22 protein-coding genes are annotated in these 26014 nt (G+C 43.0%); 12 read left to right on the top strand and 10 right to left on the bottom strand.

Annotation, left to right across the window (positions count from 1 at the left end; genetic code table 11):
• The 3 genes from T489_RS0106110 to T489_RS0106100 form a co-directional block, all read right to left on the bottom strand.
• The coding region (locus T489_RS0106110) for a hypothetical protein (protein ID WP_031579180.1) at positions 1-255 on the bottom strand (255 nt) is incomplete at its 3' end.
• A gap of 205 nt (positions 256-460) precedes the next feature.
• Positions 461-1573: an aspartate-semialdehyde dehydrogenase gene (gene asd / locus T489_RS0106105; protein WP_031579178.1), complete on the bottom strand. Its 1113-nt coding sequence runs from the start codon at positions 1571-1573 to the stop codon at positions 461-463.
• Positions 1574-1810: 237 nt separating this feature from the next.
• Positions 1811-2257: a hypothetical protein gene (locus T489_RS0106100; protein ID WP_031579177.1), complete on the bottom strand. Its 447-nt coding sequence runs from the start codon at positions 2255-2257 to the stop codon at positions 1811-1813.
• Between the two features lie 256 nt (positions 2258-2513).
• Between T489_RS0106100 and T489_RS0106095 the strand changes: the two genes are divergently transcribed.
• The 6 genes from T489_RS0106095 (at position 2514) to T489_RS14865 (ending at position 10644) form a co-directional block, all read left to right on the top strand.
• Positions 2514-4670 carry a YcaO-like family protein gene (locus T489_RS0106095; protein ID WP_031579176.1) on the top strand — a complete coding sequence of 719 codons (2157 nt, stop codon included), beginning with the start codon at positions 2514-2516 and terminating at the stop codon, positions 4668-4670.
• Positions 4671-4770: 100 nt separating this feature from the next.
• On the top strand, positions 4771-5646 hold the full coding sequence (gene focA, locus T489_RS0106090) for a formate transporter FocA (RefSeq protein ID WP_037318943.1): 876 nt from the start codon (positions 4771-4773) through the stop codon (positions 5644-5646).
• A 42-nt stretch (positions 5647-5688) separates the two neighbouring features.
• A complete protein-coding gene (pflB, locus tag T489_RS0106085; protein ID WP_031579174.1) occupies positions 5689-7998 on the top strand; it encodes a formate C-acetyltransferase in 2310 nt (769 codons plus the stop codon).
• 235 nt (positions 7999-8233) lie between these two features.
• On the top strand, positions 8234-8824 hold the full coding sequence (lolB, locus tag T489_RS0106075; RefSeq protein WP_031579173.1) for a lipoprotein insertase outer membrane protein LolB: 591 nt from the start codon (positions 8234-8236) through the stop codon (positions 8822-8824).
• Positions 8812-9678: a 4-(cytidine 5'-diphospho)-2-C-methyl-D-erythritol kinase gene (gene ispE / locus T489_RS14870; protein ID WP_031579172.1), complete on the top strand. Its 867-nt coding sequence runs from the start codon at positions 8812-8814 to the stop codon at positions 9676-9678. The genes lolB and ispE overlap by 13 nt, the downstream gene beginning before the upstream one ends.
• 18 nt (positions 9679-9696) lie before the next feature.
• The gene (locus T489_RS14865; RefSeq protein ID WP_031579171.1) at positions 9697-10644 is read left to right on the top strand and encodes a ribose-phosphate pyrophosphokinase; all 948 of its coding nucleotides are present in this window, start codon (positions 9697-9699) and stop codon (positions 10642-10644) included.
• 109 nt (positions 10645-10753) lie between these two features.
• Here the strand turns inward: T489_RS14865 and mpl are convergent, their stop codons facing one another.
• Positions 10754-12124, bottom strand: coding sequence for a UDP-N-acetylmuramate:L-alanyl-gamma-D-glutamyl-meso-diaminopimelate ligase (gene mpl / locus T489_RS0106060; protein WP_031579170.1), 1371 nt, complete (start codon positions 12122-12124; stop codon positions 10754-10756).
• 299 nt (positions 12125-12423) lie between these two features.
• On the opposite strand from mpl, the gene ppa reads away from it, so the two are divergent.
• The gene (ppa, locus tag T489_RS0106055) at positions 12424-12957 is read left to right on the top strand and encodes an inorganic diphosphatase (RefSeq protein ID WP_031579169.1); all 534 of its coding nucleotides are present in this window, start codon (positions 12424-12426) and stop codon (positions 12955-12957) included.
• Between the two features lie 138 nt (positions 12958-13095).
• Here ppa and T489_RS0106050 read toward each other — a convergent pair whose 3' ends face one another.
• Positions 13096-14163, bottom strand: a complete 1068-nt coding sequence (locus tag T489_RS0106050; protein WP_084155425.1) for an FAD:protein FMN transferase — start codon at positions 14161-14163, stop codon at positions 13096-13098.
• Between the two features lie 95 nt (positions 14164-14258).
• Positions 14259-14471, bottom strand: coding sequence for a (Na+)-NQR maturation NqrM (nqrM, locus tag T489_RS0106045; protein WP_031579167.1), 213 nt, complete (start codon positions 14469-14471; stop codon positions 14259-14261).
• Positions 14472-14857: 386 nt separating this feature from the next.
• Between nqrM and T489_RS0106040 the strand changes: the two genes are divergently transcribed.
• A complete protein-coding gene (locus tag T489_RS0106040) occupies positions 14858-16579 on the top strand; it encodes a proline--tRNA ligase (RefSeq protein WP_031579166.1) in 1722 nt (573 codons plus the stop codon).
• Positions 16580-16713: 134 nt separating this feature from the next.
• Here T489_RS0106040 and bioA read toward each other — a convergent pair whose 3' ends face one another.
• Positions 16714-18030, bottom strand: coding sequence for an adenosylmethionine--8-amino-7-oxononanoate transaminase (bioA, locus tag T489_RS0106035; RefSeq protein ID WP_051621840.1), 1317 nt, complete (start codon positions 18028-18030; stop codon positions 16714-16716).
• A gap of 112 nt (positions 18031-18142) precedes the next feature.
• Here bioA and bioB point away from each other — a divergent pair, with 112 nt between their 5' ends.
• The 4 genes from bioB to T489_RS0106015 are packed head-to-tail and all read left to right on the top strand — an operon-like array spanning position 18143 to position 21839.
• Positions 18143-19189, top strand: coding sequence for a biotin synthase BioB (bioB, locus tag T489_RS0106030; protein ID WP_031579163.1), 1047 nt, complete (start codon positions 18143-18145; stop codon positions 19187-19189).
• Position 19190: 1 nt separating this feature from the next.
• Positions 19191-20366, top strand: a complete 1176-nt coding sequence (locus tag T489_RS0106025; RefSeq protein WP_037318938.1) for an aminotransferase class I/II-fold pyridoxal phosphate-dependent enzyme — start codon at positions 19191-19193, stop codon at positions 20364-20366.
• Positions 20366-21175, top strand: coding sequence for a methyltransferase domain-containing protein (locus T489_RS0106020; RefSeq protein WP_031579161.1), 810 nt, complete (start codon positions 20366-20368; stop codon positions 21173-21175). The genes T489_RS0106025 and T489_RS0106020 overlap by 1 nt, the downstream gene beginning before the upstream one ends.
• 7 nt (positions 21176-21182) lie before the next feature.
• Positions 21183-21839, top strand: coding sequence for a hypothetical protein (locus T489_RS0106015; RefSeq protein WP_031579159.1), 657 nt, complete (start codon positions 21183-21185; stop codon positions 21837-21839).
• A gap of 69 nt (positions 21840-21908) precedes the next feature.
• On the opposite strand, the gene T489_RS0106010 is transcribed toward T489_RS0106015, so the two are convergent.
• From T489_RS0106010 to T489_RS14200, 3 genes are all read right to left on the bottom strand, one after another.
• The gene (locus T489_RS0106010; protein WP_037318935.1) at positions 21909-22760 is read right to left on the bottom strand and encodes a CheR family methyltransferase; all 852 of its coding nucleotides are present in this window, start codon (positions 22758-22760) and stop codon (positions 21909-21911) included.
• A 91-nt stretch (positions 22761-22851) separates the two neighbouring features.
• Entirely contained in the window at positions 22852-23820 is a 969-nt protein-coding gene (locus tag T489_RS0106005; RefSeq protein ID WP_031579156.1) for a chemotaxis protein, read from the bottom strand.
• Between the two features lie 445 nt (positions 23821-24265).
• Positions 24266-25972 carry a methyl-accepting chemotaxis protein gene (locus tag T489_RS14200; RefSeq protein ID WP_051621839.1) on the bottom strand — a complete coding sequence of 569 codons (1707 nt, stop codon included), beginning with the start codon at positions 25970-25972 and terminating at the stop codon, positions 24266-24268.
• Positions 25973-26014 lie beyond the last annotated feature (42 nt).

Raw genomic sequence — 26014 nt, 5'->3', positions numbered from 1 at the left:
ATGAACATTCGTAGCCGGAGGCACTTCAATCATGAAAAATGAACTGCTTTCAGTGGTATCATCAGCTGACGGCTCTTTACATTTACCGGAACCACCACTGATAAGACCGAGTTCTCTCAATCTGCTGATTCTTTTCAAATAAGTCTTATACGATATTCCCTGTTCTGAAGTCCACCTAGTGGTGCTTAGACCGCTGCTCTGCTGTTCATAATACTGATTCAGCCACAGCTGATGCCTTGGATGTGTTTTAGTCATAAGATTATCTCCGTAAAATACGGTGACATCTTAAAGCGTTGTTTTTGAAAAATGAATAACCCTTGTTGCGTACACGCTTACAAATGAACTAAACCGTAACAATTCATCACTACCTCCGGTTACAACACTATTAATAAGAGAAACCCGTCGAATGATGAAATCCGACGGGTTTTAACTTATCAGTCAGGTTCTGACTGCTTACGTATTACTTAACGAGAATGTTAAGCATACGACGTAAAGGTTCAGCAGCACCCCATAATAACTGGTCACCTACTGAGAATGCAGAAACATAGCCCTTACCGAAGTTGGTTTCACGGATACGACCAACTGGAACACTTAAAGTACCGGTAACCTTGGCTGGAGTTAATTCATGAATGGTTTCTTCCTTATTATTAGGAATTACCTTAGCCCACTGGTTGTGGTTCTTTAACATTTCATGAATGTTTTCAATGCTAACGTCCTTCTTAAGCTTGATTAAGAATGACTGGCTGTGACAACGTAATGAACTGATACGTACACAGTTGCCATCTACAGGAATGGTAGCTGGAGCAAGACCTAAAATCTTATTGGTTTCAGCCATACCCTTCCATTCTTCCTTGCTCTGACCGTTTTCGAGCTGAACATCAATCCATGGGATTAAAGAACCAGCTAATGGAACGAGGAATTCCTTGGTTGGGAAGCTGTCTGCTCTCATGGTATCACGAACCTTCTTTTCGATATCCAGGATAGCAGATGCAGGATTCTTTAATTCTTCAGCAACAGAAGCGTGTAATACACCCATCTGAGATAATAATTCACGCATGTTCTTGGCACCTGCACCAGAAGCAGCCTGGTAGGTAGAAGACTGAATCCATTCTACGCAGTCATTCTGGAATAAACCGCCTAAGCCCATTAACATTAAGCTTACAGTACAGTTACCGCCAACGTAGGTTTTGATTCCCTTGTTGAGAGATTCATCAATAACAGCTCTGTTTACCGGATCGAGGATGATAACTGCATTGTCCTTCATTCTCAGGGTAGAAGCAGCATCAATCCAGTATCCCTTCCAGCCGGTAGCCATGAGCTTGTCATACATGCTCTTGGTGTAGTCGCCACCCTGACAGGTAACAATGATATCCATTGAGCTTAAAGCATCAACGTCATTTGCGTCTAATAAAACACCAGCATCCTTACCGCCGAATACAGGAGCCTTCTGGCCAGCCTGAGAGGTAGTGAAAAATACTGGATCGATATTAGCGAAGTCATTTTCTTCTTCCATACGGCCCATTAATACTGAGCCAACCATGCCACGCCAGCCAATAAAACCAACTTTCTTCATATTTAATTACACCTAAATAATTATAAAATTCTGAAATTACCGACAGCTTCTGCCGGCATTTGATTATCAAATCAAAAATTTGGCGACAATTATATCAAAAAAGATAAAATCCTCATAACAAAAAATAGAGGTTGTTCAAGATATTATTGCGTGTTTTTCCAACAGGCTTGAAGTCTGCCGTTATAAGCGGTATTCAAACAGCTGACGGCAGACTGTATATCTCAACGAATGTCTGATTTACTTAGTTGCCTGTTTGGTACATTCAAGAGGAACTGACACGGATTCGTCATGACCTATGCCGTGAACCCTGGCTGTCACTGTACCATCCTGTTCATAAACAGCCCTGACGATCTTCATTCCGCAAAACACGTTATTGAGTCTGTTTTCTTTAAAAGCCTTTCTAAGAGTCTCATCATCAAAATGATTATTAAGTTTTTCAAGAGTGAATCCCACGTGAAAAGTCACGTTCAGGGCATCATCATAAGTAATCCTCTCAAACGTGAACCCTGCCCCTTCCATTGTAAAAGGGAGTGTTCCGTCAGCAATATCAAGTTCCGTCTTCAAATCCCCGTCCTTTCCGAATCCCAGAAGAGGAAAGACAAAAATTCTGATACCGACGTATACAATCAGCAGAAGAAGCACAATTAATGCCTGTACCGCATATTTCTTTAACTTTTCACGCATGACAAAACCTTAAAAATCCGGATCTGTTATTTTTTTTCGTAAGTCATCATAACAAATCAGAAAATATTTTAGTAAAAAACCGACTGTCCTCCTTCATACACTTTTCAATCCGGATACCAGAAAACGTTGTTGAAGCATTAGAACAGGATTAGCAGCCCGGAACAAATTTATCACAACTTTCATCACTGGGTATCAATTATGATAAAATGCCCCGCATAAATAAATTAATTATCCACCCCCTGAGGACTTTTCATTCATGACTTTTCTTGCCGGTAAAGACAGAGAAATAGAACAGACTATTGATTTATTCACCAAGGAACTTACGGAACTTGGACTTGATCTTGAATTCACCACCAAACTGAATCCCGGAATCAATCTTTATTCCTGCGAACTGGTCGACAGAAACAATCCTTCTCTCATACACACCAACGGAAAGGGCATAAGTGAAAAAGCCTCCATTGCATCAGCACTGGGAGAAATGGCGGAAAGACTGCTTAATCAGTCATTCTTTGACTCCTACTACATGGGGAACGCCTCAGACGATCTTCCTTTCAACCGTTACCATGACGAAATCTGGGTAAAATACCCGGACAGCTACATGGATAAAAACAACCGTCTGCGTCTGGACAAAATGGAAGTTTTCAGCTCCCGCAGAAAAAAGGAGGTTTCCGACTTTTTTCTGAAAAACAATCTGTTCTCCAAAAAACTTATTGATGAAATAGGCTGGATGGCCCTCAGACCTCTGACCGATTATGCGACATCAGATACCCAGAAAGGCATCTGCGCCGTTCCCATGACCAATGAGCATTTTCCGGATGAAAAGGCTTATTTTCCGTTAAGGTATCTGGAATCATGCTTCTGCACAAATGGCATGTGTGCAGGCAACACACCTGAAGAAGCAAAGGTTCAGGGGCTTTCCGAAATCTACGAAAGATTCGTAAGACGTTTCCTGTTCGGTTACATTCCGGAAAGTTACAGCAAGACTCTTGCAAACACCAATATAAGAGCCCTTCCGGTGATTCCTGAAGAATTCATCAGCAGAAAGTATCCTGAAATAACGGAGACTCTTAATGAATTCTCCAAACACAACATCAGGGTCACCTGTTATGACGCCTCACTCGGTGGCGTGTTCCCGGTTGTTGCAGTGTGTGCCCAGCCGGTGAATTCAGTTAAATACAAAATTTCCATCGGTGCACATCCAAACATGAAAATAGCGCTTGAAAGAACCCTCACGGAACTCATGCAGGGTGTGGAATGGAATAACCTTGATTACGTAAACTTCAGTCTTAAACCTTACATAAACCACGATTTCACTGACAACAGCAGAAAATACAGTGACAGTGTTCTGAAATACAAATCTTCCGATACATATCAGGAGGAAGACTGTACCGGTTCCGAAGATGAATACGCAAATGACGGTGATGAACAGGACTGTTCAGAACAGGCATCAGACGGAAAAACACTTACCTGGAACAATCAGGAAGAAATGTTCAGCAGCCTTTCAGCACTTGCCGGCGAGGACATTTCCGAGCAGGCTGAGCAGGAAGAGTACCACTTCAGGGATTCTCTCAATTTCATCGGCAATTTCATTGACGGTTCCGGAGAAGTTCATCCTAGTTTCTTCACTCATGAAAGTAAATTCAAATTTACCGACTGGTCTCTAGACAACGGTACAACCGAAGAAGAATACAAATACCTTTTAAACATTGCCCGCAAGCTTGACAAAAAGGTGTGGTGTTACGATGCCAGCTACAAGGATCTGTACGCATACAGACTGATTATTCCAAATCTTTCCGAAGTCTATATTTTCGATGGACGCGAAAACGAGGATGAACTAAACGATCCGTCAATCGCCCGCAGCTTCAAACAGCTTTCACCTGATGACTTGAGTCTGCCTGACTATCCTGATGCCGATACTGCAGGAAAACTGTCTGACGTTCTCCACCTGGTGGAAAACGGCAATCAGTACGCAGGTCTTAACCTCTATTCACTGGAAAGCATGATTGACCTGTACAATCTCGTCCATGAAAACATTGAGGAATGTGAAGACGATACTCAGGAGGATCCTGGACAGCTCATATACGATAAAGCCATAGATCTGGCCGAACATTTTATGAACTCTCCTTACGTAAATGAAAGTTCGCTTCTGTATTCCGTATGCTTAATTATGCACCTCAGACTTTTCCTGGAAGACGAAAAAGGCTATTCAAATAAAAATGCCACTAGATTTATTAAAATTTTCTGCGATAATGCAACACAGCAGCTTGCCGACAGGGTTATCAGTGCTGACACTCAGACTGAATTAATGAATTTAATACGTCTGGATATCGAAAGAAATCCTAAACACGACAATCTGATAAAAACTTTCAGAAAACTGATTAAAATACAAACAAAATTACATAAAAACCTTTAATTATGTAAATTAATTACAAAAGTATTTTACAGATAAATGTGATCCAGTTCAAAATTATTGGGTTTTTACTTAATTATAATTTAACCAAAGAAACGAGATTATGGAACCAGTCAAAATACCTACAACATGCTGTCTGTCAGCTGAAGAAACAGCAAAAGCTGCTGAAAACATAACAGAACACAAGGCAACCAAGCCATTTTTGAAATGTCTTCTTATGTCTATAAATGCAGGAGCCTTCATCGCTCTGGCATTCATGTTCTACACTACAGCTCTCGCAGACGGTCACGGTAAACTTGTTGGAGGTCTGTGCTTCTCTCTGGGACTCATTTTCTGTGTACTGATGGGATGTGAGCTTTTTACCTCATCAACATTAACTTTAGTTGCAAAATCTGCCAAGTTAGTGACATGGAAAACGGTTCTGAAAAACTGGTGTGTAGTATACTTCGGCAATCTTATCGGCGGACTTCTGATTGTTCTTCTGATGATGCTTGCAAGACAGTACAACGGTTTTAACGGTGAATGGGGTCGTATCATTCTTAACACTGCCCTTCACAAGGTAAGTCACATGCATCCCGGCGAAAGCTACTGGATAGGATTTACAGAAGCCATGTCCATGGGTATTTTCTGTAACATCATGGTATGCGGTGCAGTATGGCTCGGTTTTGCAGGAAAAACACTTACCGATAAGATTTTGGCAATGATTCTCCCTGTTGGAATGTTTGTTGCTTCAGGTTTTGAACACAGTATTGCTAACATGTTTATGATCCCTGCAGGCATAAGTGTGGTAAACTATGCAGGAAATGAATTCTGGCAGACCATCGGACAAACCGCCGATAAGTATGCCGATTTAACAATAATAAACTTTATTGTTAAGAATCTAATACCGGTGACAATCGGCAACATCATAGGCGGTGGCCTCATGATTGGCGTATTTAACTGGTATGCAAATTGTCGCGCTAGCCACAAAAAGGCATAAAGCGTTTATTAAACTACCTAAAACCAAACAGAGGTAATGAAAATGGCAGAATTAAATGAGCTTCAGAAAGTAGCTTGGGAAGGCTTCCAACCAGGTGCTTGGCAGGAATCAATCGATACCCGCGATTTTATTCAGACTAACTACACCCCATATGAAGGTGATGAATCATTCCTTGCTCCAGCTACTGAAGCTACCAAGACTCTTTGGAATTCAGTAATGGAAGGCATCAAGATCGAAAACAAGACTCACGCTCCTGTAGATTTCGATCCAGACACTCCATCAACCATCACTTCCCACAAGCCTGGCTACATCAACAAGGATCTCGAAAAGATCGTTGGTCTCCAGACTGATGCTCCTCTCAAGAGAGCTATCATGCCTTTCGGTGGTATTCGCATGATCAAGACTTCATGTGAAACCTACAACAAGCCATTCAACAAAGAAGTTGAAAAGATCTTCACTGAATACCGTAAGACTCACAACCAGGGTGTATTCGACGTTTACACTCCTGATATCAGAAACTGTAGAAAGAGTGCAGTATTAACCGGTCTTCCTGATGCTTACGGTCGTGGCCGTATCATCGGTGACTACCGTCGTATCGCTCTTTACGGTGTTGACGCACTGATGAAGGACAAGTTCAAGCAGTACAATTCTTATCAGGCTCAGCTTGAACATCCAAAGGATGAAAGAGAACTCGAAGACGTAATCCGTGCTCGTGAAGAAATCAATGATCAGTACAAGGCTTTAGGTCAGTTAAAGCAGATGGCAGCTTCTTACGGCTGTGATATTTCTGGCCCAGCTAAGACTGCAAAGGAAGCTTTACAGGCTACCTACTTCGGTTACCTCGCTGCTGTTAAGTCTCAGAACGGTGCCGCTATGTCATACGGCCGTACCGCTACCTTCCACGATATCTACATTGAACGTGATATCAAGAGAGGTATCTTAACCGAATCTGAAGCTCAGGAACTTGTTGACCATATGATCATGAAGCTCCGTATGGTTCGCTTCCTCCGTACTCCAGAATACGATTCATTATTCTCTGGCGACCCAATTTGGGCTACCGAATCTTTAGGCGGTATGGGGCTTGATGGCCGTACCCTGGTAACCAGAACCTGTTTCCGTTACCTCCACACCTTATACAACATGGGTACTTCACCAGAACCTAACATGACCATCCTCTGGTCTGAAAAGCTTCCAGCTGCTTGGAAGAAGTTCTGTGCCAAGGTATCTATCGATACTTCATCAATTCAGTACGAAAACGATGACTTAATGCGTCCAGACTTCGAAAGCGATGACTACGCAATTGCATGTTGTGTATCACCAATGGTTGTTGGTAAGAGAATGCAGTTCTTCGGTGCTCGTGCTAACCTCGCCAAGACCCTTCTTTACTCCATCAACGGCGGTAAGGATGAACGTCTCGTAGACGAAAACGGCGTTCACATGCAGGTTGGTCCTAAGACCGATATCCCAGCTGGTGAATACCTCGACTTTGATGATGTAATGAGCCGTGTTGACCACTTTATGGATTGGTTAGCAACCCAGTACGTAACCGCTCTTAACATCATTCACTACATGCACGATAAGTATGCTTATGAAGCAATTCAGATGGCTCTCCACGACCGTGACGTATTCCGTACCATGGCTTGCGGTATTGCCGGCTTATCAGTAGCTGCAGACTCTCTGTCAGCTATCAAGTATGCAAAGGTTAAGGCTATCCGTGACGCTGACAACGTAGCTACCAAGTTCGAAATTGAAGGCGACTTCCCTAAGTATGGTAACAACGATGATCGCGTAGACAGCATTGCCTGTGACCTCGTTGAACGCTTCATGAAGAAGATCAAGAGCCGCGTAACCTACAGAAACGCTTTACCAACTCAGTCAATCTTAACCATTACTTCTAACGTAGTATACGGTAAGAAGACCGGTGATACTCCTTGCGGTCGTATCGGTGGTAAGCCATTCGGTCCTGGTGCAAACCCAATGCACGGCCGTGACGTTAAGGGTGCAGTTGCTTCATTATCTTCTGTTGCTAAGCTTCCATTCACCTATGCTAAGGACGGTATTTCATATACCTTCTCAATTGTTCCAGCTGCATTAGGTAAGGAAAGCAATCAGCAGAATGCTAACTTAATCGGTCTGCTTGACGGTTACTTCCACCACGATGCTAACCACGAAGGCGGTCAGCACCTGAACGTTAACGTTCTTAACCGTGAAACCCTGATTGATGCTCAGCAGAACCCAGAAAAGTACCCAATGCTCACCATTCGTGTATCTGGTTACGCTGTACGCTTCAACTCCTTAACCAAGGAACAGCAGGACGACGTAATTTCACGTACCTTCACTTCATCTCTCTAACAGATATCTAGTGAAATAGTGTATTGATTGAAACTCCGGATTTTTCAGAAAATTCGGAGTTTTTTTATCAAAACAACGAAAGACTTTCAGAAAAAATTTCAGAAATACTTTCAGACAATCAGAATCCTACAGAAATTTATCATTAAATTTTCCGCAAATAATCCAAAACAGTTCCCCTTCTGCTTTATAATAAATCGTATTGAAACAACATAAGTTAACATTTATCAGAAAACATATGAGCATACTTTCCAATATCAAATCAGTGGTTGTACTTCCCCTGGCGGTTTCCATAGCAGTCATAACCTCCGCATGTACCGCCACTCTGACACCTGAACAGCAGACTTTCCGCGAAGAATATCTGGCAGCAAAAAAAGATTATGCGGTCAGCGGGAAACTGGGAATTTTCGATGAAAAGGTCAAGACCAGCACCCTGCTGAACATTTCCGTAAGCAGACCTGACTACACCATCTACGTTTCAGGCATCACCGGTACGACTCTGCTGAAAATCAGAAAAACCACCTCTCTTACTGAAATCACTGATGACAAGGGAAATATTCATACAGGAAGTAATGCCGAAGAACTTGTATATAATCTCACAGGCTTCCATATTCCGTGCGACAGTCTTCCGGATATCGTAACCGGTATTCCGGGAAACAATCCGGCACACTATCGCGATGACGGCACCATCGAAAGCATAGAATTCAGCGAATTTACCGTAAACTACAAAAACTACATGGAAGTTAACGGTATACTTCTTCCTAAAAAAATAGATATTAAGGGAAACAATTTTCTTTTAAGGATAGCGGTTAACAAATGGGAAATATAACATCCTGGCCATCTCCGGCTAAAATTAATCTTTTTTTACACATCAACGGTCGCCGTCAGGACGGTTACCATGAATTGCAGTCAATATTTGTCCTTTTTGACAAAGGTGACACCCTTGACATTACTCCCCGTGATGACAACGCCATAACAATAACTCCGGACCTGGGATTCCCGGCGGAAAGCAATATTGTATTCAAGGCCACACGAATCCTTAAAGAATACACAGGAAGAGAATTCGGAGCGGACATACACATAAACAAGAACATTCCGATGGGCGGTGGACTTGGAGGAGGTTCAAGCAATGCGGCAACGGCTCTGGTAGCTCTTAATCTGATTTTCAAACTGGGACTTGATGAAGACACTCTGGCAACTCTAGGCCGTAAACTCGGAGCTGACGTACCTGTTTTTGTAAGGGGAAGATCCGCTTTTGCCGAAGGTGTCGGAGAAATACTGACCCCAGTAAATATTGAAGAAAAATACTATCTGATCGCTACTCCGACCGACACCAGCGTATCCACGGCAGAAATATTCAACCATCCTGAACTGCCTAGAAACACTCCGAAGCTATGCCCTGCCGACGTTTGCTTTGAAAATACACGCAACGATTGCGAAAAACTGGTTAAAAAATATTATCCAAAGGTTGCCAAAACGCTCTCATGGCTGTTACAATACGCTCCGTCGAGGATGACAGGTACAGGAGCTTCCTGTTTTGCCTGTTTTGAAGATGAGAAAGCGGCTTTGGCGGCTTTCGAGAACATACCAAATGATATGAGAGGCTTTGTGGCAAAGGCGGTTAACGTTTCACCTTTAAAAGAAGCTGCCGACAGCTACAGCCGTTCAAATCAAAAACTTTAAACCACAGAGGTTGATATCGTGCCAGACATGAAGATATTTGCAGGAAACGGTACTCCGGATCTTGCTCAAAAGATAGCAGAAAAGTTATTCACCAAGCTTGGCGATGCTAAAGTAGGTCGTTTCAGCGATGGCGAAATTTGTGTTCAGATTAACGAAAACGTACGTGGCGGTGATATTTTCATTATCCAGTCCACCTGTGCTCCTACCAACGATAATCTTATGGAACTCATCGTTATGATCGATGCTATGCGCCGTGCTTCTGCAGGTCGTATTACCGCAGTTGTTCCATACTTCGGTTATGCAAGACAGGATCGCCGTTTACGTTCTGCACGTGTACCTATCACTGCAAAGGTTGTTGCAGATCTTTTATCAAGTGTTGGTGTTGACCGTGTTCTTACCGTTGATCTTCATGCTGAACAGATTCAGGGCTTCTTTGATGTTCCTGTAGACAACTGTTTCGGCAGCCCTATTCTCATTGAAGACATGAAGAACCACAACTTCGAAAATCCTGTAGTTGTTTCTCCGGATATCGGCGGTGTTGTTCGTGCCCGTGCTATCGCTAAGCTTCTCGACGATACTGATATCGCCATCATCGACAAGCGTCGTCCACGTCCAAACGTATCTGAAGTTATGCACCTCATCGGTGACGTTGAAGGCCGTGACTGTATCATCGTTGACGACATGATTGATACCGGTGGTACTCTCTGCAAGGCTTCTGACGCATTAAAGAAGCGTGGCGCAAAGAGAGTATTTGCCTATGCTACCCACCCTGTATTATCAGGTCCAGCTTTAAAGAACATTTCTGAATCAAGCCTTGATGAAGTTATCGTAACTGACTCAATCCCTCTGACTGAAGAAATGAAGGCTACCGGTAAGGTTCGCGTTCTCACCTTATCTCCAATGCTTGCTGAAGCTATTCGTCGTATTTCTAACGAAGAATCAATCTCTGCAATGTTTGAAGCCTAATAAGTCATAATTCATGACACGAAAACGGGAGGTCTGAAAACCTCCCGTTTTTTTATTGTTATTTTTAAATATCACCCATCATTATGACAATGGAGGGCGATAAGTGCTTTTAACCTGCTTTCTGTTTTTCAGCAAGTTCGGCAAGCAGTCTGTTCTGAATTCCACCGAAACCGCCGTTACTCATGACAAGAATAACATTACCGGGCTGAGCCGAAGCCGTTATGGCCTTAACCATGGCTTCAAAATCATGGCACACGTTAAACTTATGGCCGTCAGCCAGTTCATCTGTATTCCACTTGAGACCGTCTGGAGCATACATGTATATCTCATCGGCTATAGCCAGCGAATCCGCAAGCTGCTCATGATTAACTCCCATCTTCATGGTATTTGAACGAGGTTCGAATACAGCAATAATGCGCTTGTCGGCTCCAACCTTCTTTCTTAAGCCGTCCAGAGTGGTCTTTATGGCGGTAGGATGGTGGGCAAAGTCATCATACACGGCAATGTCATTAACCACCCCCTTGAGTTCCATACGACGCTTAGGCATTCTGAAATCGCAGAGCCCTCTGATTGCCGTTTCATACGCAACACCGACATATTTTGCGGCTTCTATGGCCATTAGTGCATTCAACACGTTGTGGATACCGATAGATTCCCATTCAACTGTTCCCAGTGAAGTTCCGCTCTTATCCAGAACTTCAAAGGAACTGCCGTCAGTGTTTATAAGTCTGTAGCTTAGCTCAGCACCTTCTTTACCGGTATAAACAAGATTTGACCAGCAGCCCATTTTAAGGACATCATCAATGGCCTTGTCACCATACGGAGCAACAATCTCTCCTTTTCCGGGAATGATTCTTACCAGATGATGGAACTGCTTTTTGATGGCATCGATATTTTCAAAAATATCGGCATGGTCGTATTCCAGATTATTTAAAATCTGCACAAAAGGTCTGTAGTGAACAAACTTTGAACGCTTATCAAAGAAGGCGCAGTCATATTCATCGGATTCAATCACGAAGAACGGAGAATCCGTAACTCTTGCGGAAATACCGAAATTACCGGTTACACCACCGATAAGGAAACTAGGGTTGAGACCTGCATATTCCAGAATCCAGGCAACCATGCTTGAAGTTGACGTTTTACCGTGAGTTCCAGCCACACCTATAACCTTTTTGGTGTTAAGAACGTAATTTTCAAGCCACTGAGGACCTGAAATATACGGGAGTCCCTCGTTAAGCATGTATTCCACGCAAGGAATACCTCTTTTCATGGCGTTACCGACAATAATCAGATCTGGTGCCGGCTGCAGCTGTTCAGGCCCGTAGCCTTCCATTATTTCAATTCCCTGTTCCTGCAGCATGGTACTCATAGGAGGATAAACATTGGCATCAGAACCGGTAACCCTGTAACCTAACTGTTTGGCTATTACGGCAATTCCTCCCATGAAGGTTCCGCAAATACCTAAAATATGGACGTGCATTAAACTTCTCCCGCAGAACGAAGATCAGACCGGACATACATTAACCGGCCAAATATTTCTGTACTTAAAAAATAAAATACTTTAAAACAACCAATGGCATAATATAGCACAACAGCCGTAAATACCTAAACATTTACTGAACTCAGACTCAGAACTTAAGCCTAATCTCACACCATAAGATTAAACAGGATTTTTTCCCGTTTTTAAAAGAATCAAACAATACAAACATAGTGAAAAATATAGCAATATCTAATATAATATTGCCAATTTTCGGATAACACATCTAAGGAACTTAAACAATGATTTTAGACAATATTCCAGCAGGTAAGGAATTACCTGAAGATCTTTACGCAGTTATTGAAATTCCACAGAATGCAGACCCAATCAAGTACGAAGTTGACAAGGCTTCAGGTGCTGTATTTGTAGACCGTTTCATGGCCACCCCAATGTTCTATCCATGCAACTACGGTTTCATCAATCACTCTCTGTCTCTTGACGGCGACCCAATTGATGTTTTAATTCCAACTCCATACCCATTACTTCCTGGTTCTGTAATCCGTTGCCGTCCTGTAGCTATGCTCAAGATGACCGACGAATCAGGTGAAGATACCAAGATCATCGCTGTTCCACACAGCAAGCTTACCAAGCTTTACGAAAACATCAAGGATGTTGATGATCTTCCAGAATTACTCAAGGGCCAGATCAAGCACTTCTTCGAACACTACAAGGAACTCGAAGCCGGCAAGTGGGTTCGTGTAGACGGTTGGGACAACAAGGCTGCAGCTATCAAGGAAATCGAAGCTTCTATCAAGCGTTACGAAGAACAGAAGTAATTTAACTGCTGAGTTCGATAGCTTGTATCAAGTTTAAATGCAGAAAGAGGAGAAAATTCATTTTCTCCTCTTTCTTTTTTATTTTCCAAAAAGAAAGCCCGAAACACAGTTCCGGGCCAGTCAGTTCAGTAAAGATTTTTATTCACATTCCAGATATCTGTGCATTGCACGACTGTAGTGAGTTTCAAATCCGTCATCTTTTGCATTTCTGGTAACCACATAAATCGCGATATTGCGTTCATTGGCATACCTTAATGCTTCTTCACCGCCCTTAACCATCAGACCGGTATCAACCGCATCTGTCCACAGTGCAGTAGGCCCAACAACTGTTACTGACACAGTCTTGTGGTCAACAGGCTTTCCGGTTGCAGGATCTATGATATGTGAAAATGTCTTTCCGTCTTTGGAGGAAATGTAGTTTCTGTAGCTTCCGGCTGTTGAAATTGCCTGCCCCTTGGTGCATACAGGTACAATCACGTTTCTGCCTACCGCATGCTCATTGCTAGGGTCCTCGATTGCAATAACCCAGTCTTTGCCACGATTGTTGACGCCCTTGGTTCTGATTGCGCCGGCTACAGACACCATGTAATTCTGAACACCTTTGCGATCCAGAAGTTCGGCAAGCTTGTCAGCGCCGTATCCTTCACCGACGGTGGATAAATCAACGTATATATCCGGATTATCCTTTCTTACATAAGCCGCATTCTTGCTGATTTCCACATGGAGCTTGTCCAGTCCGATATTGGCCCTAGCTGCACTGATTTCCTCGTCAGTAGGGATTCTGTCCTGCTGTTCAACCTTCTTCGGACCGAATCCCCAGAGATTCACCAGCGGTCCTACAGTTATATCAGTTGCCCCGTCGAGATCGTTTCCGACTCTCAGACTTTCAATAAGAATGTCCGCCATATCCTGAGTTATGCGGAACTGAGCTGTACTCTTTGAATTATTAAATTTGGATAAAAGACTGTCCTTGTCAAATGTAGATATTTCTTTATTGATTTTACGAAGAACTTCATCAGCGTCCTTATCAAGCCCTTTCTGACCGCCCGGATAATCACCGACCACGGTTATACTGAAAAAAGTACCCATGGTCTTGCCGTCAGCATGAATCTCATCCTTTGGAGCACTAGCAAAATCACATCCGGCAAGAGCTGTTGAAAACATTGCCGTCAGCAAAATATTCTTTATAAAATTATTTTTTTTCATACATCCTCTGATAATAATTTTTCTATTATTCATTAGTGCCTGAAAATGCGCATCCTGCACATTCTTTACATCGGTCTTCTGACGAACCGAATAAATCAATCCTGCTTTTTATCGCCTTTGAGTTCGGCAATCTTGTTTCTGATTCTTCTCTTGAAACAAGGTTTTTCACAGCTGCACACCTTTTCCACACCTACATTTGCCAGACCGCCGCATGAACCGTTGATAACCTTCTTCTGAAAAATGTATCCCACAGCTCCCAACAGAAAAAAAAGTCCAAAAATCATCAGTGTGTACAGAAACAGTGCCATTTCTTTTTCCTACTATGTATACGGTAGCAAAACCCTGTGTCTCCATGTTAATTATATTATGACGACAAAAGACATCACAACACGGATAAGCATGGTTTCAGTCAATAAAATCCTGTAAATTTTATCATAAAGAATCAAAATTTGCTATATATCACATTTTATCCTGTCAACAATTTATATAAGTACGGTTAAACAATAAATACATTTGTCAGATTTATTTCTGTATCAACACTTTTTTTGATAAAATAATCACCGATTTTACAGACTTCAGCCGGCCACGGCGGATGCTGCGGATTTATTCGGTACCTACAGCCCCGGTTAGCTTTTTATCGGGAAAAAGTCTGTCCAAACAGTTATTTTAGATTTAGTCCAGGACATTCAAAAAAATGCGCACAAGCAAATTTTTATTATCTACTCTTAAGGAAACTCCTGCAGAAGCATCCATTGCCAGCCATCAGCTGATGCTCAGAGCAGGTTTAATCAGACAGTTGGCTTCAGGTTTATACATTTGGTTACCTACAGGTCAGAGAGTTCTCCAGAAGGTACAGAACATCATCAGAGAAGAAATGGATAAGTCCGGAGCTTTGGAAATCAATATGCCTGTTGTTCAGCCAGCTGAGTTATGGCAGGAATCAGGCCGCTGGGAACATTACGGTCCTGAACTGTGCCGTTTCAACGACCGCAAGGACAACAACTTTGTTCTCGGTCCTACTCATGAAGAAGTGGTAACCTGGCTGTCACGTTACGAAATCAAGAGCTACAAGCAGTTACCAATCAACATGTATCAGATTCAGACCAAGTTCAGAGATGAAGTAAGACCAAGATTCGGCGTAATGAGAGGTCGTGAATTCGTAATGAAGGACTCCTACTCATTCCATCTGAACAAGGAAAGTTTAAGAGAAACCTACGAACTCATGTATGATACCTACTGCCGCATTTTCGACAGACTGGGACTCACCTATCGTCCTGTTGAAGCCGATACCGGTTCAATCGGCGGCAGTCACTCACATGAATTCCAGGTTCTTGCCGATGCCGGTGAAGACATCATCGCCTTCTCAACCGAATCAGATTATGCAGCCAACATTGAAATGGCTGAAGCTGTTGCTCCAGCAGAAAGCAGAAAGGCTCCGTCAAAGGTCTTGGAAAAGATCAGCACTCCGAATGCCAAGACTATCGAAGAAGTTGCAAAATTCCTTAACGTAAGTGAAAAGGAATTATGCAAGTCACTGGTTGTTCACGGATTCAATCAGGAAACCGGAGAAAAGGAACTTGTTCTACTTGTTCTTCGCGGCGATCACGAATTAAACGAAGTTAAGGCTGAAAAGGTTCCTGGCATTGCCAAACCTCTCACCATGGCTTCAGACGAAGAAATCAAAAATGCCTTCGGTGCCGCACCAGGCTCACTCGGACCTGTAGGTTTCAAAGGCCGTATCATCGTTGACAGAACCGCCAACGTATGCAGTGATTTCTACTGCGGTGCCAATGAAGACGGCTTCCACTTAGGAGGCGTTAACTGGGATCGCGATGTTCAGAACTATGAGGTTCAGGATCTCCGCTGCGTTGTTGAAGGTGACCCAAGCCCAGACGGCAAGGGAACCCTGATACTTAAGCATGGTATCGAAGTAGGTCAGGTATTTGAACTTGGAACCAAGTACTCACAGGCCATGAACTGTACCGTTCTTAATGAAGCAGGTCAGAATATTCCTATGGAAATGGGATGCTACGGCATCGGTGTTACCCGCGTAATCGCAGCCGCCATTGAACAGAACCATGACGACAAGGGGATTGTATGGCCGGCATCCATGGCTCCGTTCCAGATTGCCATTATCCCAATCAACTACAACAAGAGTGAAGTAGTGAGAAAGGAAGCCGACAGACTCTATCAAGAACTTACCGCAAAGGGATACGAAGTTATTCTTGACGACCGCGGAGAACGTCCTGGTGTAATGTTCGCGGATATGAAGCTCATCGGTGTTCCTCATTCAATCATTCTCGGTGAAAAATCTCTTGCCGACGGCATGGCTGAATACGAAAGCAGAACCAGTGATGAAAAGGTTAAGCTGCCTCTTGCTGAAATTGTTGCCAATATTGAATCTCAGCTTAAGTAATTTATCCGTCATCATCTTAGAATCCGGTCATGCTGAACTGCAGCAACCGGTTTTTCTAAGCTGATAAATAATAAGGGAATGCCATGAAAAAATCGCATTCCCTTCTTTTATTCCCCCTAATATGAAACGGCGTATCAGTACTCTCCGTCTCTTTCCAGAATATGCACAAGCTCCCTTACGGCCTTCATACAAGCCTCAAGCTGTTCATCGCTTATAATGAACGGAGGATATATATATATGATATTGCCGAAAGGTCTGAGCCAAACTCCCCTGTCTACAAAGAATTTCTGCATTCTGACGGTATCAACAGGTCGGTTGAGTTCCACCACTCCGCAGGCACCCAGTGATCTTACATCCTTAACCACCCGTTTACATGCCGTCAGCTCTTTCAGTCCGTCATAAAGAAGCTTCTCTATGTGTACAGTCCTTGCACATACGTCCCCGGATAAAAGCAGATCAAGACTGCCGTTCGCTGCAGCACAAGCCAGAGGATTAGCCATGAATGTAGGTCCGTGCATCAGAACCTTTGCAGGAGACGCGCTTATTCCGTCGCGGATTTTGGCCGTAACCGCTACGGCACTGAGAGTCATCATTCCCCCCGTAAGCCCCTTACCGAGAGTCATGATATCAGGTACAATCCCCGCATGGTTGCAGGCAAACATTTTTCCTGTTCTGCCGAATCCTGTGGCTATTTCATCACATATCATGACTATATCGTACCTGTCACACAGTTCTCTCGCCTTTACAAGATACTGAGGATGATAAAAATACATTCCTCCTGCTCCCTGCATTACCGGCTCCAGAATAAATGCGGCAGTCTCCTGATGATGTTCCTTCAGAAACAGAGCCAGCGGCTCAATGGCTGAATCATTCCATTCATCATGAAAGGATATCGCCGGTCTCTCAATAAAATACTGTTTCGGAATATAGCTCTGATACTCGGAACTGAATCCGCTTCCAGGATCGGTAACCGACATTGCGGCCATGGTATCTCCGTGATAACCGCCTCGTACAGTCAGAAATCTGGTTCTTTCAGGATGCTTTGCCGACTGATACTGAATAGCCATTTTCAGGGCAATCTCCACGGCTACGGATCCGCTGTCAGCAAGAAATACATAATCAAGTCCCTCCGGCAGCATGGATGTCAGTCTTTTGCATAGAACAGTGGCAGGATCATGTCTGAATCCAGCAAACATGACATGAGACAGTCTGTTTAGCTGATCCGTTATGCAGTCAATCAGATGCTGATTTCCGTATCCGTGACAGCATGCCCACCAGCTCGACATTCCGTCTATAAGCTCCCTGCCGTCATCAAGCCGGAGCAGACATCCTTCGGCACTTACTACATGATAGGTTGGTATCGGACTGTTCAGTGATGTATACGGATGCCATACATGGTTCTCGTCGAACTCTTTCAGTTCTTTTTCATCATTACTGTTTATGTTGTTCATAATTTAATCACTTGTTATACATAAGTATTGAATTTTGCTTAACAGTATACTATCTTGTAAAAAAAATTAAACAGGCACTGATAATACCGCTGTACATTAAACAGGAGAAACCATGACCGAGCTGAGATACGACTGGACAACTGAAGAAATACTGGATTTGTTTAATACTCCTTTTCTGGATCTGGTATTCAGAGCCCAGCAGATTCACCGTGAAAATTTTCCGGCAAATGAGGTTCAGATAAGTTCTCTTCTTTCCATAAAGACCGGCAGCTGCCCTGAAGACTGTAAATACTGTCCTCAAAGTGCACATCACAATACAGGAGTTGAAAAGGAAAAACTTCTTGATCTCGACACCATCAAAACAAGAGCTCAGATGGCACTGGACAGCGGAGCTACGCGTTTCTGCATGGGCGCAGCATGGAGAAACCCTAAAGACAGTGACATGCCGTATCTCAAGGAAATCATCAGAACCGTAAAAGGCATGGGACTTGAAACCTGCATGACTCTGGGGATGCTCACTCCTGAACAGGCAAAGGAGCTGAAGGAAGCAGGTCTTGACTATTACAACCATAACATTGACACCAGTCCGGAATTCTACGACAAGATAATAACCACCAGAACATTTAATGACAGACTGAAAACTCTGGAACACATTCGCAGTGCAGGCATCAAGATATGCTGCGGAGGCATAGTCGGCATGGGAGAAAGTCTGAGAGACAGAGCCAGTTTTCTGAAATCACTGGCCAATCTAAATCCCCACCCGGAATCAGTACCCATCAATCTTCTGGTCAAGGTAAAAGGAACTCCTCTTGAAAATTCGGATGATGTTGCCCCTATTGATTTCATCAAAATGATAGCCGTAGCCAGAATCATAATGCCTACATCCCATGTACGAATGTCAGCAGGAAGAAGCAGTCTCAGTACGGAAGCACAGGCTCTGTGCTTCATGGCCGGAGCAAACTCAATTTTCTATGGATGCAAGCTTCTGACCACACCTAATGCGGAAATGGATTCTGATGAATACCTCATGCACAAACTGGGAATTAAAACCACTCTTAACACTGAAAACAGTACTCCTCATGATGACAGAATTGCCATTTTCAAAGCGCTGCATACCGGCCATTCAGACCATAAATGCTTCAAATTAGAGGAAGAATAGCATGTCTGCAAACCGTGTTCTGAGTCAGGTCCTGGTCCAAAATCTCAGCAGACTGAAGGAAAACAGGCTGCACAGGGAACTTATTACCGTTGATAAACGTACATCAGCCACCATCAGTATCAGCGGGAAACAGTACCTAAATTTTGCAGGAAACGACTACCTGGGGCTCAGTACCATGCCTGAAATCTGCGAAGCCCTGAATGAGGGCATCAGACTGTACGGGGCCGGTACCGGAGCCAGTGCCGTGGTTACGGGACACACCAGAGCCCATCATGAGCTTGAAGAATATCTTAAGGAGATTACCGGCAAGGAAGCTGTAATTCTGTTTAACACTGGGTTTGCCGCCAATCAGACTCTGATTAAGGCCGGCATCAGTCTCAAAACAAATATGATTCTTGACCGGCTGGTTCATGCCTCCATGCAGGATGCCGTCTTTTCAGCAGAAAAATTCCAGAGATACCGTCACAACGACATGAAGCATGCCGAGGCCATGCTGGAAAAGAACCCCAATTCGATTATTTTTACCGAGGGGGTTTTCAGCATGGACGGTGATATGGCAAATCTCAAACAGCTCGTAACACTATCCAGAAAATATGCTTCCACTCTGGTACTGGATGACGCACACGGTTTCGGAGTACTCGGACAGCACGGTCGCGGAACCCCTGAGCATCAGGGAATATCAATGAAGGATATAGATGTGTATATGGGAACCCTGAGCAAAGCATGCGGACTCAGCGGGGCATTTGTAGCTTCGGACAGGGATTTTATTGACTACCTGATTAACACGGGGCGTGAATATATCTATTCAACCGCAGCCCCTGCCTTTATCGCTCACGCACTGATAAAATCCCTCGAAATAATCACCGGTCCTAAAGGTAATGAGCTTAGAAAACATCTTTCCGAAATGACGGATTTTTTCCGCAGAAGATTTCATGAAAATCACATCAGTGCCGAACTTCTTGAGTCTTCTTCATCCATCCAGCCGGTAATTATAGGAGACAACAGCAGACTCATTGCCGTAAACGAAAGACTCAGAAATCAAGGCATCCTCTGTGGCGCCATCAGACCTCCTACGGTACCTAAGGGCACTGCCAGACTGCGTATAACCATAACAGCCGCCCACATGGAAGAGGATATTGTGAGACTGACCGAAGCACTTGGAGAAATTTCTCAATAATGAAAGAACTGGTTATCAAGCACTTTGACCACGGTGCATCTCAGTATTCAAGACATGCTGTAATTCAGAAGGAAATTGCCCTGAAATTATTAAATGATACCGTCAACTGTGTTTCCAACACTCAAAAAAACACTGATTCCGGCAGTAATTATCTTTTTAAGAGATGCCTTGATTTAGGATGCGGTCCCGGCGTAAATTATTCTGAACTGAAACAGTATGCGGAATATGTTGTTGGTGCGGATCTGTCACCTGTGATGGTGGAAGAAGCCTTAAAATTGAATATCCCCGGAACCGAATCTTTTGTAGCCGACATGGAACAGCTGCAGTCCGTTCCCAAGATTACAGGATACACCTATGATTTCATATTCTCCTCACTGGCAATGCAGTGGTGCAACATCACCACCGTTTTAAATCAGATAACTGGAATTAAAAAATACAGGGAATACCAGACCGTTGCCCTGTCTTTACCTCTCTGCGGTACCCTGCCTGAACTTCGTTCCGCACTGAAAAATATCGGAGCAGGAGACAGAACCTATCAGTTCACAGACTTTGAACACGTCTGTACGGCTGCTAAAAAAATACTTGGAAGCAATATAAACGTCAGTAAACACACTTTTACGGATAAACACAGTAATATCAAGTCGTATCTTGAAGCAATCAGAAGCATAGGAGCGAATACCACTTCACAACATCATTCTCTGAGTAAATCACAATACCGTGATTTAATGTTATACTTGCAGGGACAGTTAACCGAACACGGTTACCTGAGTCATACTTATCCTGTTGTTTTTATTTACGGGACTATATGAGGTTTTTATGAACTACGGTTTTATAGGTGCAATACTTGCAGGAGCAACCCTGCTATGCTCATTCAACACCGCACAGGCTTTTGATAAGGAAGCGGCAAATAAGTTGCTGAATCAAGGCGAAGGTAATCAAATCACCAGTAATGATGCAGAACTTATGGAACATCAGAAAAAAGAACGAAAGAATGTTGAAGTCAGACTTCCGCAGGAGTGCAACCTGATAAGCTATACATCTGACGGGACATCTTCCAGATACAGATGTGAAGACTATGAAATACTGACTGTTATGATGTTAGCTAATGAAAAACTGCCCCCCGAAAAATTTGCCAAAGAACTCAGTTCATTAGAGGAATGTGAAGCTCTTCCGGATAATACTCAGGGGTATGCCGTCAGCTGTGATACTCCGGACGGCAAATACGTTACATACTTTATGGATCTGCCTTCAGGACTGACTGAAAATCTTATTACTTCCGACAGTTACAACGATCCGGAAAAGATTGAAGCCATATCAAATGTATCACACAGCATATATTTCTATGTACGACGTATAGCCAAAGATCAGAAACAGATTAAATATCTGACAGACCTAATGAATCAGGCCGCCATGATTAAGGTTGCACCTAAATCTGAAAAAGCCGGAAACAGTTCTCAGAAAACAGAAAAGTAGACTGTCATTGTGACCTGTATTCATAAGAGCACAACAGGGAAAAGTCTTGAAGGCTTTTCCCCGTTCCGTTTAGGTAACTTTCTGGTAAACAACTCCGTTACTGAAACGCCGCATATCCATATCAGACACTTCTTCCGGAATAAACTCGGAACTTCCAAGAATCAGATATCCGCCAGTTTTCAGGCTTCCTTTCAGATGATTCAGTACTTTAATCTTTGTTTCACTGTCAAAATAGATCATTACGTTTCTGCAGAAAATTGCATCACATTTTCCAAGAAACGGCCTGTTTTCCGTGTTCACCAGATTATGATGTCTGAAACTGACCATTGACTTGACTTCATCTGAAATTCTGTATTGAGTGCAGGAATGATCAACGGGAATAAAGAAAGACTTTATGTAACGATCATCCAGTCCCCTTGACAGATCCGTGGCACTATAAACGCCTTCTCTCGCAAAATTCAGCACAGCCATGGACAGATCTGTTGCAAAAATACGTATTCTGCTGACAGGCAGACCTCTCAAACTGATGCAGTTTGAAAGAATGGACATGGCTATTGAATACGGTTCCTGTCCCCTGGAACATCCGGCACACCAGATTTTTACGTCTTTTGACTTATCTTTGACGCTTGGAATAATGTTCTGAAGTAAGAACTCAAAAGGATATCCGTCACGGAACCACTTGGATTCATGGGTCACCATGGCTTCAATTACTGATTTCTTCATCTGTGCATCATTTGAAATGAGTATCTTGCTTATAAACTCATTCAGATTTTTGCAGCCGAAAGCATCAATCAATGGACTCAGTCTGCTGTTTACCAGATAAGCCCGATTGCTTTTTAAATCAACTCCACTGTTGTTTTTCAGGAAATCACAGAACAAAGCATAGTTTTTCTGCGTTATTCCCAGATATTCATCTTCCATAATTCCTGTAACCAAACTTTTTAACGCGGGCTTCTTCAAATTATTATTTAACCCAGCTGCAAAATCTTATGAAAACTGCAGTTCAGAACTGCTATCTGTCGTAAACAACCATAAGATCCTTTATGGCTTTTGCCAGCTCATCAGGCTTGTATTTAGCCACAAAATTATCAGCCCCGACCTTTTTTACCAGAGACTGATTAAACACACCGCTCAGTGATGTGTGCAGAATAACTTTTATCTTTGCCAGTTCAGGTTCACTTCTAATCTTGGCACTCAATGTATACCCATCCATTTCAGGCATTTCGATATCAGATACTATAAGACCGATCTGGTCTGTCAGAGGACCTTTGGCAGCATATTCCTTAAGGATGTTATATGCTTCAAGACCATTCTTGGCTTTAATAACCTCGTAACCAAGGGAAGTCACGGTCTTCTCAACCTGCTTACGGGCAACGGTAGAGTCATCAGCTATCAGAATCTTGCGTTTAATCGGTTCTTCCCCGCTTTCCTCAGCTATCTGCTGCTGCTTTTCATTGTGAGAAACAGACTCTTCAATAAGCTCCTTGCTTACTTCCATATCATTAGGACAGATAACATCAAGAATCTTCTCAAGATCCAGTATTTCCACAATACCGCCGTCTATTTCAGTTATAGCTGTCAGATAGTTATTTTTTCCCATTCCCTGAGGCGGAGGCATTACCTTGTCCCAGTTGATATTGACGATTCTTTCAACACCGCTTACCAGGAACCCCTGAACGGATCTGCTGAATTCGGCCACGATAACATAGCTTCTGTCAATATCCTGAGTTCGCTTTCCGCCTATGGCATAACTTAAATCGATGACCGAAATGGTCTGACCTCTGATATATGAAACACCTACAACCGACTGATGCAGTTTTGGCATTGACGTTAATTTTGGACACAGCAGAACTTCACGAACCTTGAATACATTTACCCCGAATTTTTCTGTTCTGCCGGCAAGCGAAAACAACAGCAGCTCCAGTCGGTTCTGACCAACTATCTGTGTCAGCTGATTCACTGAATCCAATACACTTGCCATATTCTATCCCCGCAGATGAACTTACTTCGATGTGAATTTCACTCGATACCAAGGTGCCGAGTTTTCTGCCTCTGCACTGCCATACAGAAGATCTGAAGGAGCTGGATATATCACATTTACTTACAGAATCATCGTAATCATATTCTGATTTTCATACTTCCGACAGGGCCAATTATAAAAGATTATCTCGACACGTATACCGTCAGAATACAATCCCCAGCAATACAGGACCGGTCACATAAAACACGATTATCAGCTGTACCGGATACTTACACCTCAGTAAAAATTACCGCAGTGCAACCATGATTTTCGGGAATCTGGTCAAGGCATCCCGCACGGACGGCTATTCCACTCCCGTTTTCAAAACTGTCAGCTGACACTACAGTAATAATAATATTAACCTAATAACTGAATAGAAAAAACATCCACATATTCATACTTTGACTTATGCTTGAATGTTTTCACTATTTTCAATTCTCACTCCTTCTTCAGAATCTTCCTCACCATTCTCCTCAATGACATCTTCTTCTGCATAATTGCTCAGTTCTGTTTCAAGCTGATTGTTTCTGAATTTCTCTATACCTTCAACCATCAGCATGGAAGCATCCTCTATCTTACCGGTGGTCTTGCATATGTCTGAAACCTTTTCAGACATATTGCGCACGTGTCCGGTTATATTCTGCAGATTTTTGGACATTTCTGATGAGGTGGCAGACTGTTCTTCGGTGCTGGTAGCTATCAGAGTAATCTGCATGTTTACATTATTAATGTCCACAAGAATGTTATCAAGAACCTTCTGAAGCTCTTCGGCATGAACAGCCAGTTTATCCATCTGCCCCACGGTGGAAATAATAGACTCATTGGCCTGTGTTGCCTTGGCCTGAACCTGATTTATCATTTCACTTATTTCCGTCGTTGACTGTGCTGTACGAGCTGCCAGAGCTCTAACCTCATCAGCAACCACAGCGAAGCCGCGACCGTATTCCCCTGCTCTTGCAGCTTCAATAGCGGCATTAAGAGCCAGCAGATTTGTCTGACTGGCAATATCCTGAATGGTGGAAATTACACTGCCTATAACCTTGGTCTGTTCACTGAGTGAAACAATTATTTCCGCATCTTCCTTAGTCTTGCGACTGTGTTCCCTAATTCCGTCAACTGTCTGATGAACAACTTCCAGACCGTTTGTTGCCACCTTACAGGTCATTTCAGACTTATTCACAGCCTGACTGCAGTTATTTGCAATATCCACGGATGTCGCCACCATTTCCTCAGCTGCGGCACTGACCGTAATAACCTGTGAGAGAAGATCTTCACTTGAGGTGTTAATGTTATAACTTGCACCTTTAAGTTCACTGGAAGCATCTGACAGATTTGACGCCTGATCGTACATACTTTCTGACAAGGTGCTGAGATTGGTTGCCAGATTATTGATATTATCGGCAATCAGGGTAATTTCATCATTGTTGTCATCCTGAATTCTTACCTGAAAATTACCATTGAGCATCTCCTTTGATGCTTCAACAAGTCTGTTGATTCGTTCTGAAATCATGAAGGACAGAGTAAAAATAACCACTGAAATCAGAATTATTTCCAGAATTACAACAGCAATACTGAACTTAAAATTCCCCATGAAGCCGTCAGTCTTGATGGAATGAACATAATCAATCTGATCATCTATCATAAACTTAATCTGAGAAGTAACGTTTCCGGCCTTATCAACCATGGCATCGTATTTGTTTCTCAGCTCATTTACCCGTTCATCACCGGCAGCCTCCAGATGAAAAGCCTCCTTGGCGGACACATCGAATTCATTAATGGCGGCCCGAAGCGCATCTCTGTCTTTTTCATCAATCTGATTATTCAGTCCGGCAACAATTCCGTCCAGCTTTTCCTTGGTATTATCGTAAGAAGACTCTTTTTCGACTCCAAGCATGACACCATTGGTGATTTCATACAAATAGACAAAATTGCTTCTAACCTCACTCAGCTCCCGCATGTTCGGAAAAACCTCTGTCTTGATACGATCTATACGACCTATATTATTATGATTGGCCAGCATGAAAGGAGTACTCAGGGCTACAATCAGAACAACAACAAGAAATGTGATAACCTTGAAATAAAATATCAAAGAATTTTTTCTTCCATCAGACATAGTACAGCTCCGGAATTTCACAGCAATCGTCACACGGATTTA

It is taken from the genome of Ruminobacter sp. RM87 (assembly GCF_000701925.1).
In the GTDB taxonomy this organism is placed as follows: domain Bacteria; phylum Pseudomonadota; class Gammaproteobacteria; order Enterobacterales; family Succinivibrionaceae; genus Ruminobacter; species Ruminobacter amylophilus.
The sequence above is the reverse complement of the archived record's forward strand: the minus strand, read 5'-3'. Positions and strand labels throughout refer to the sequence as shown.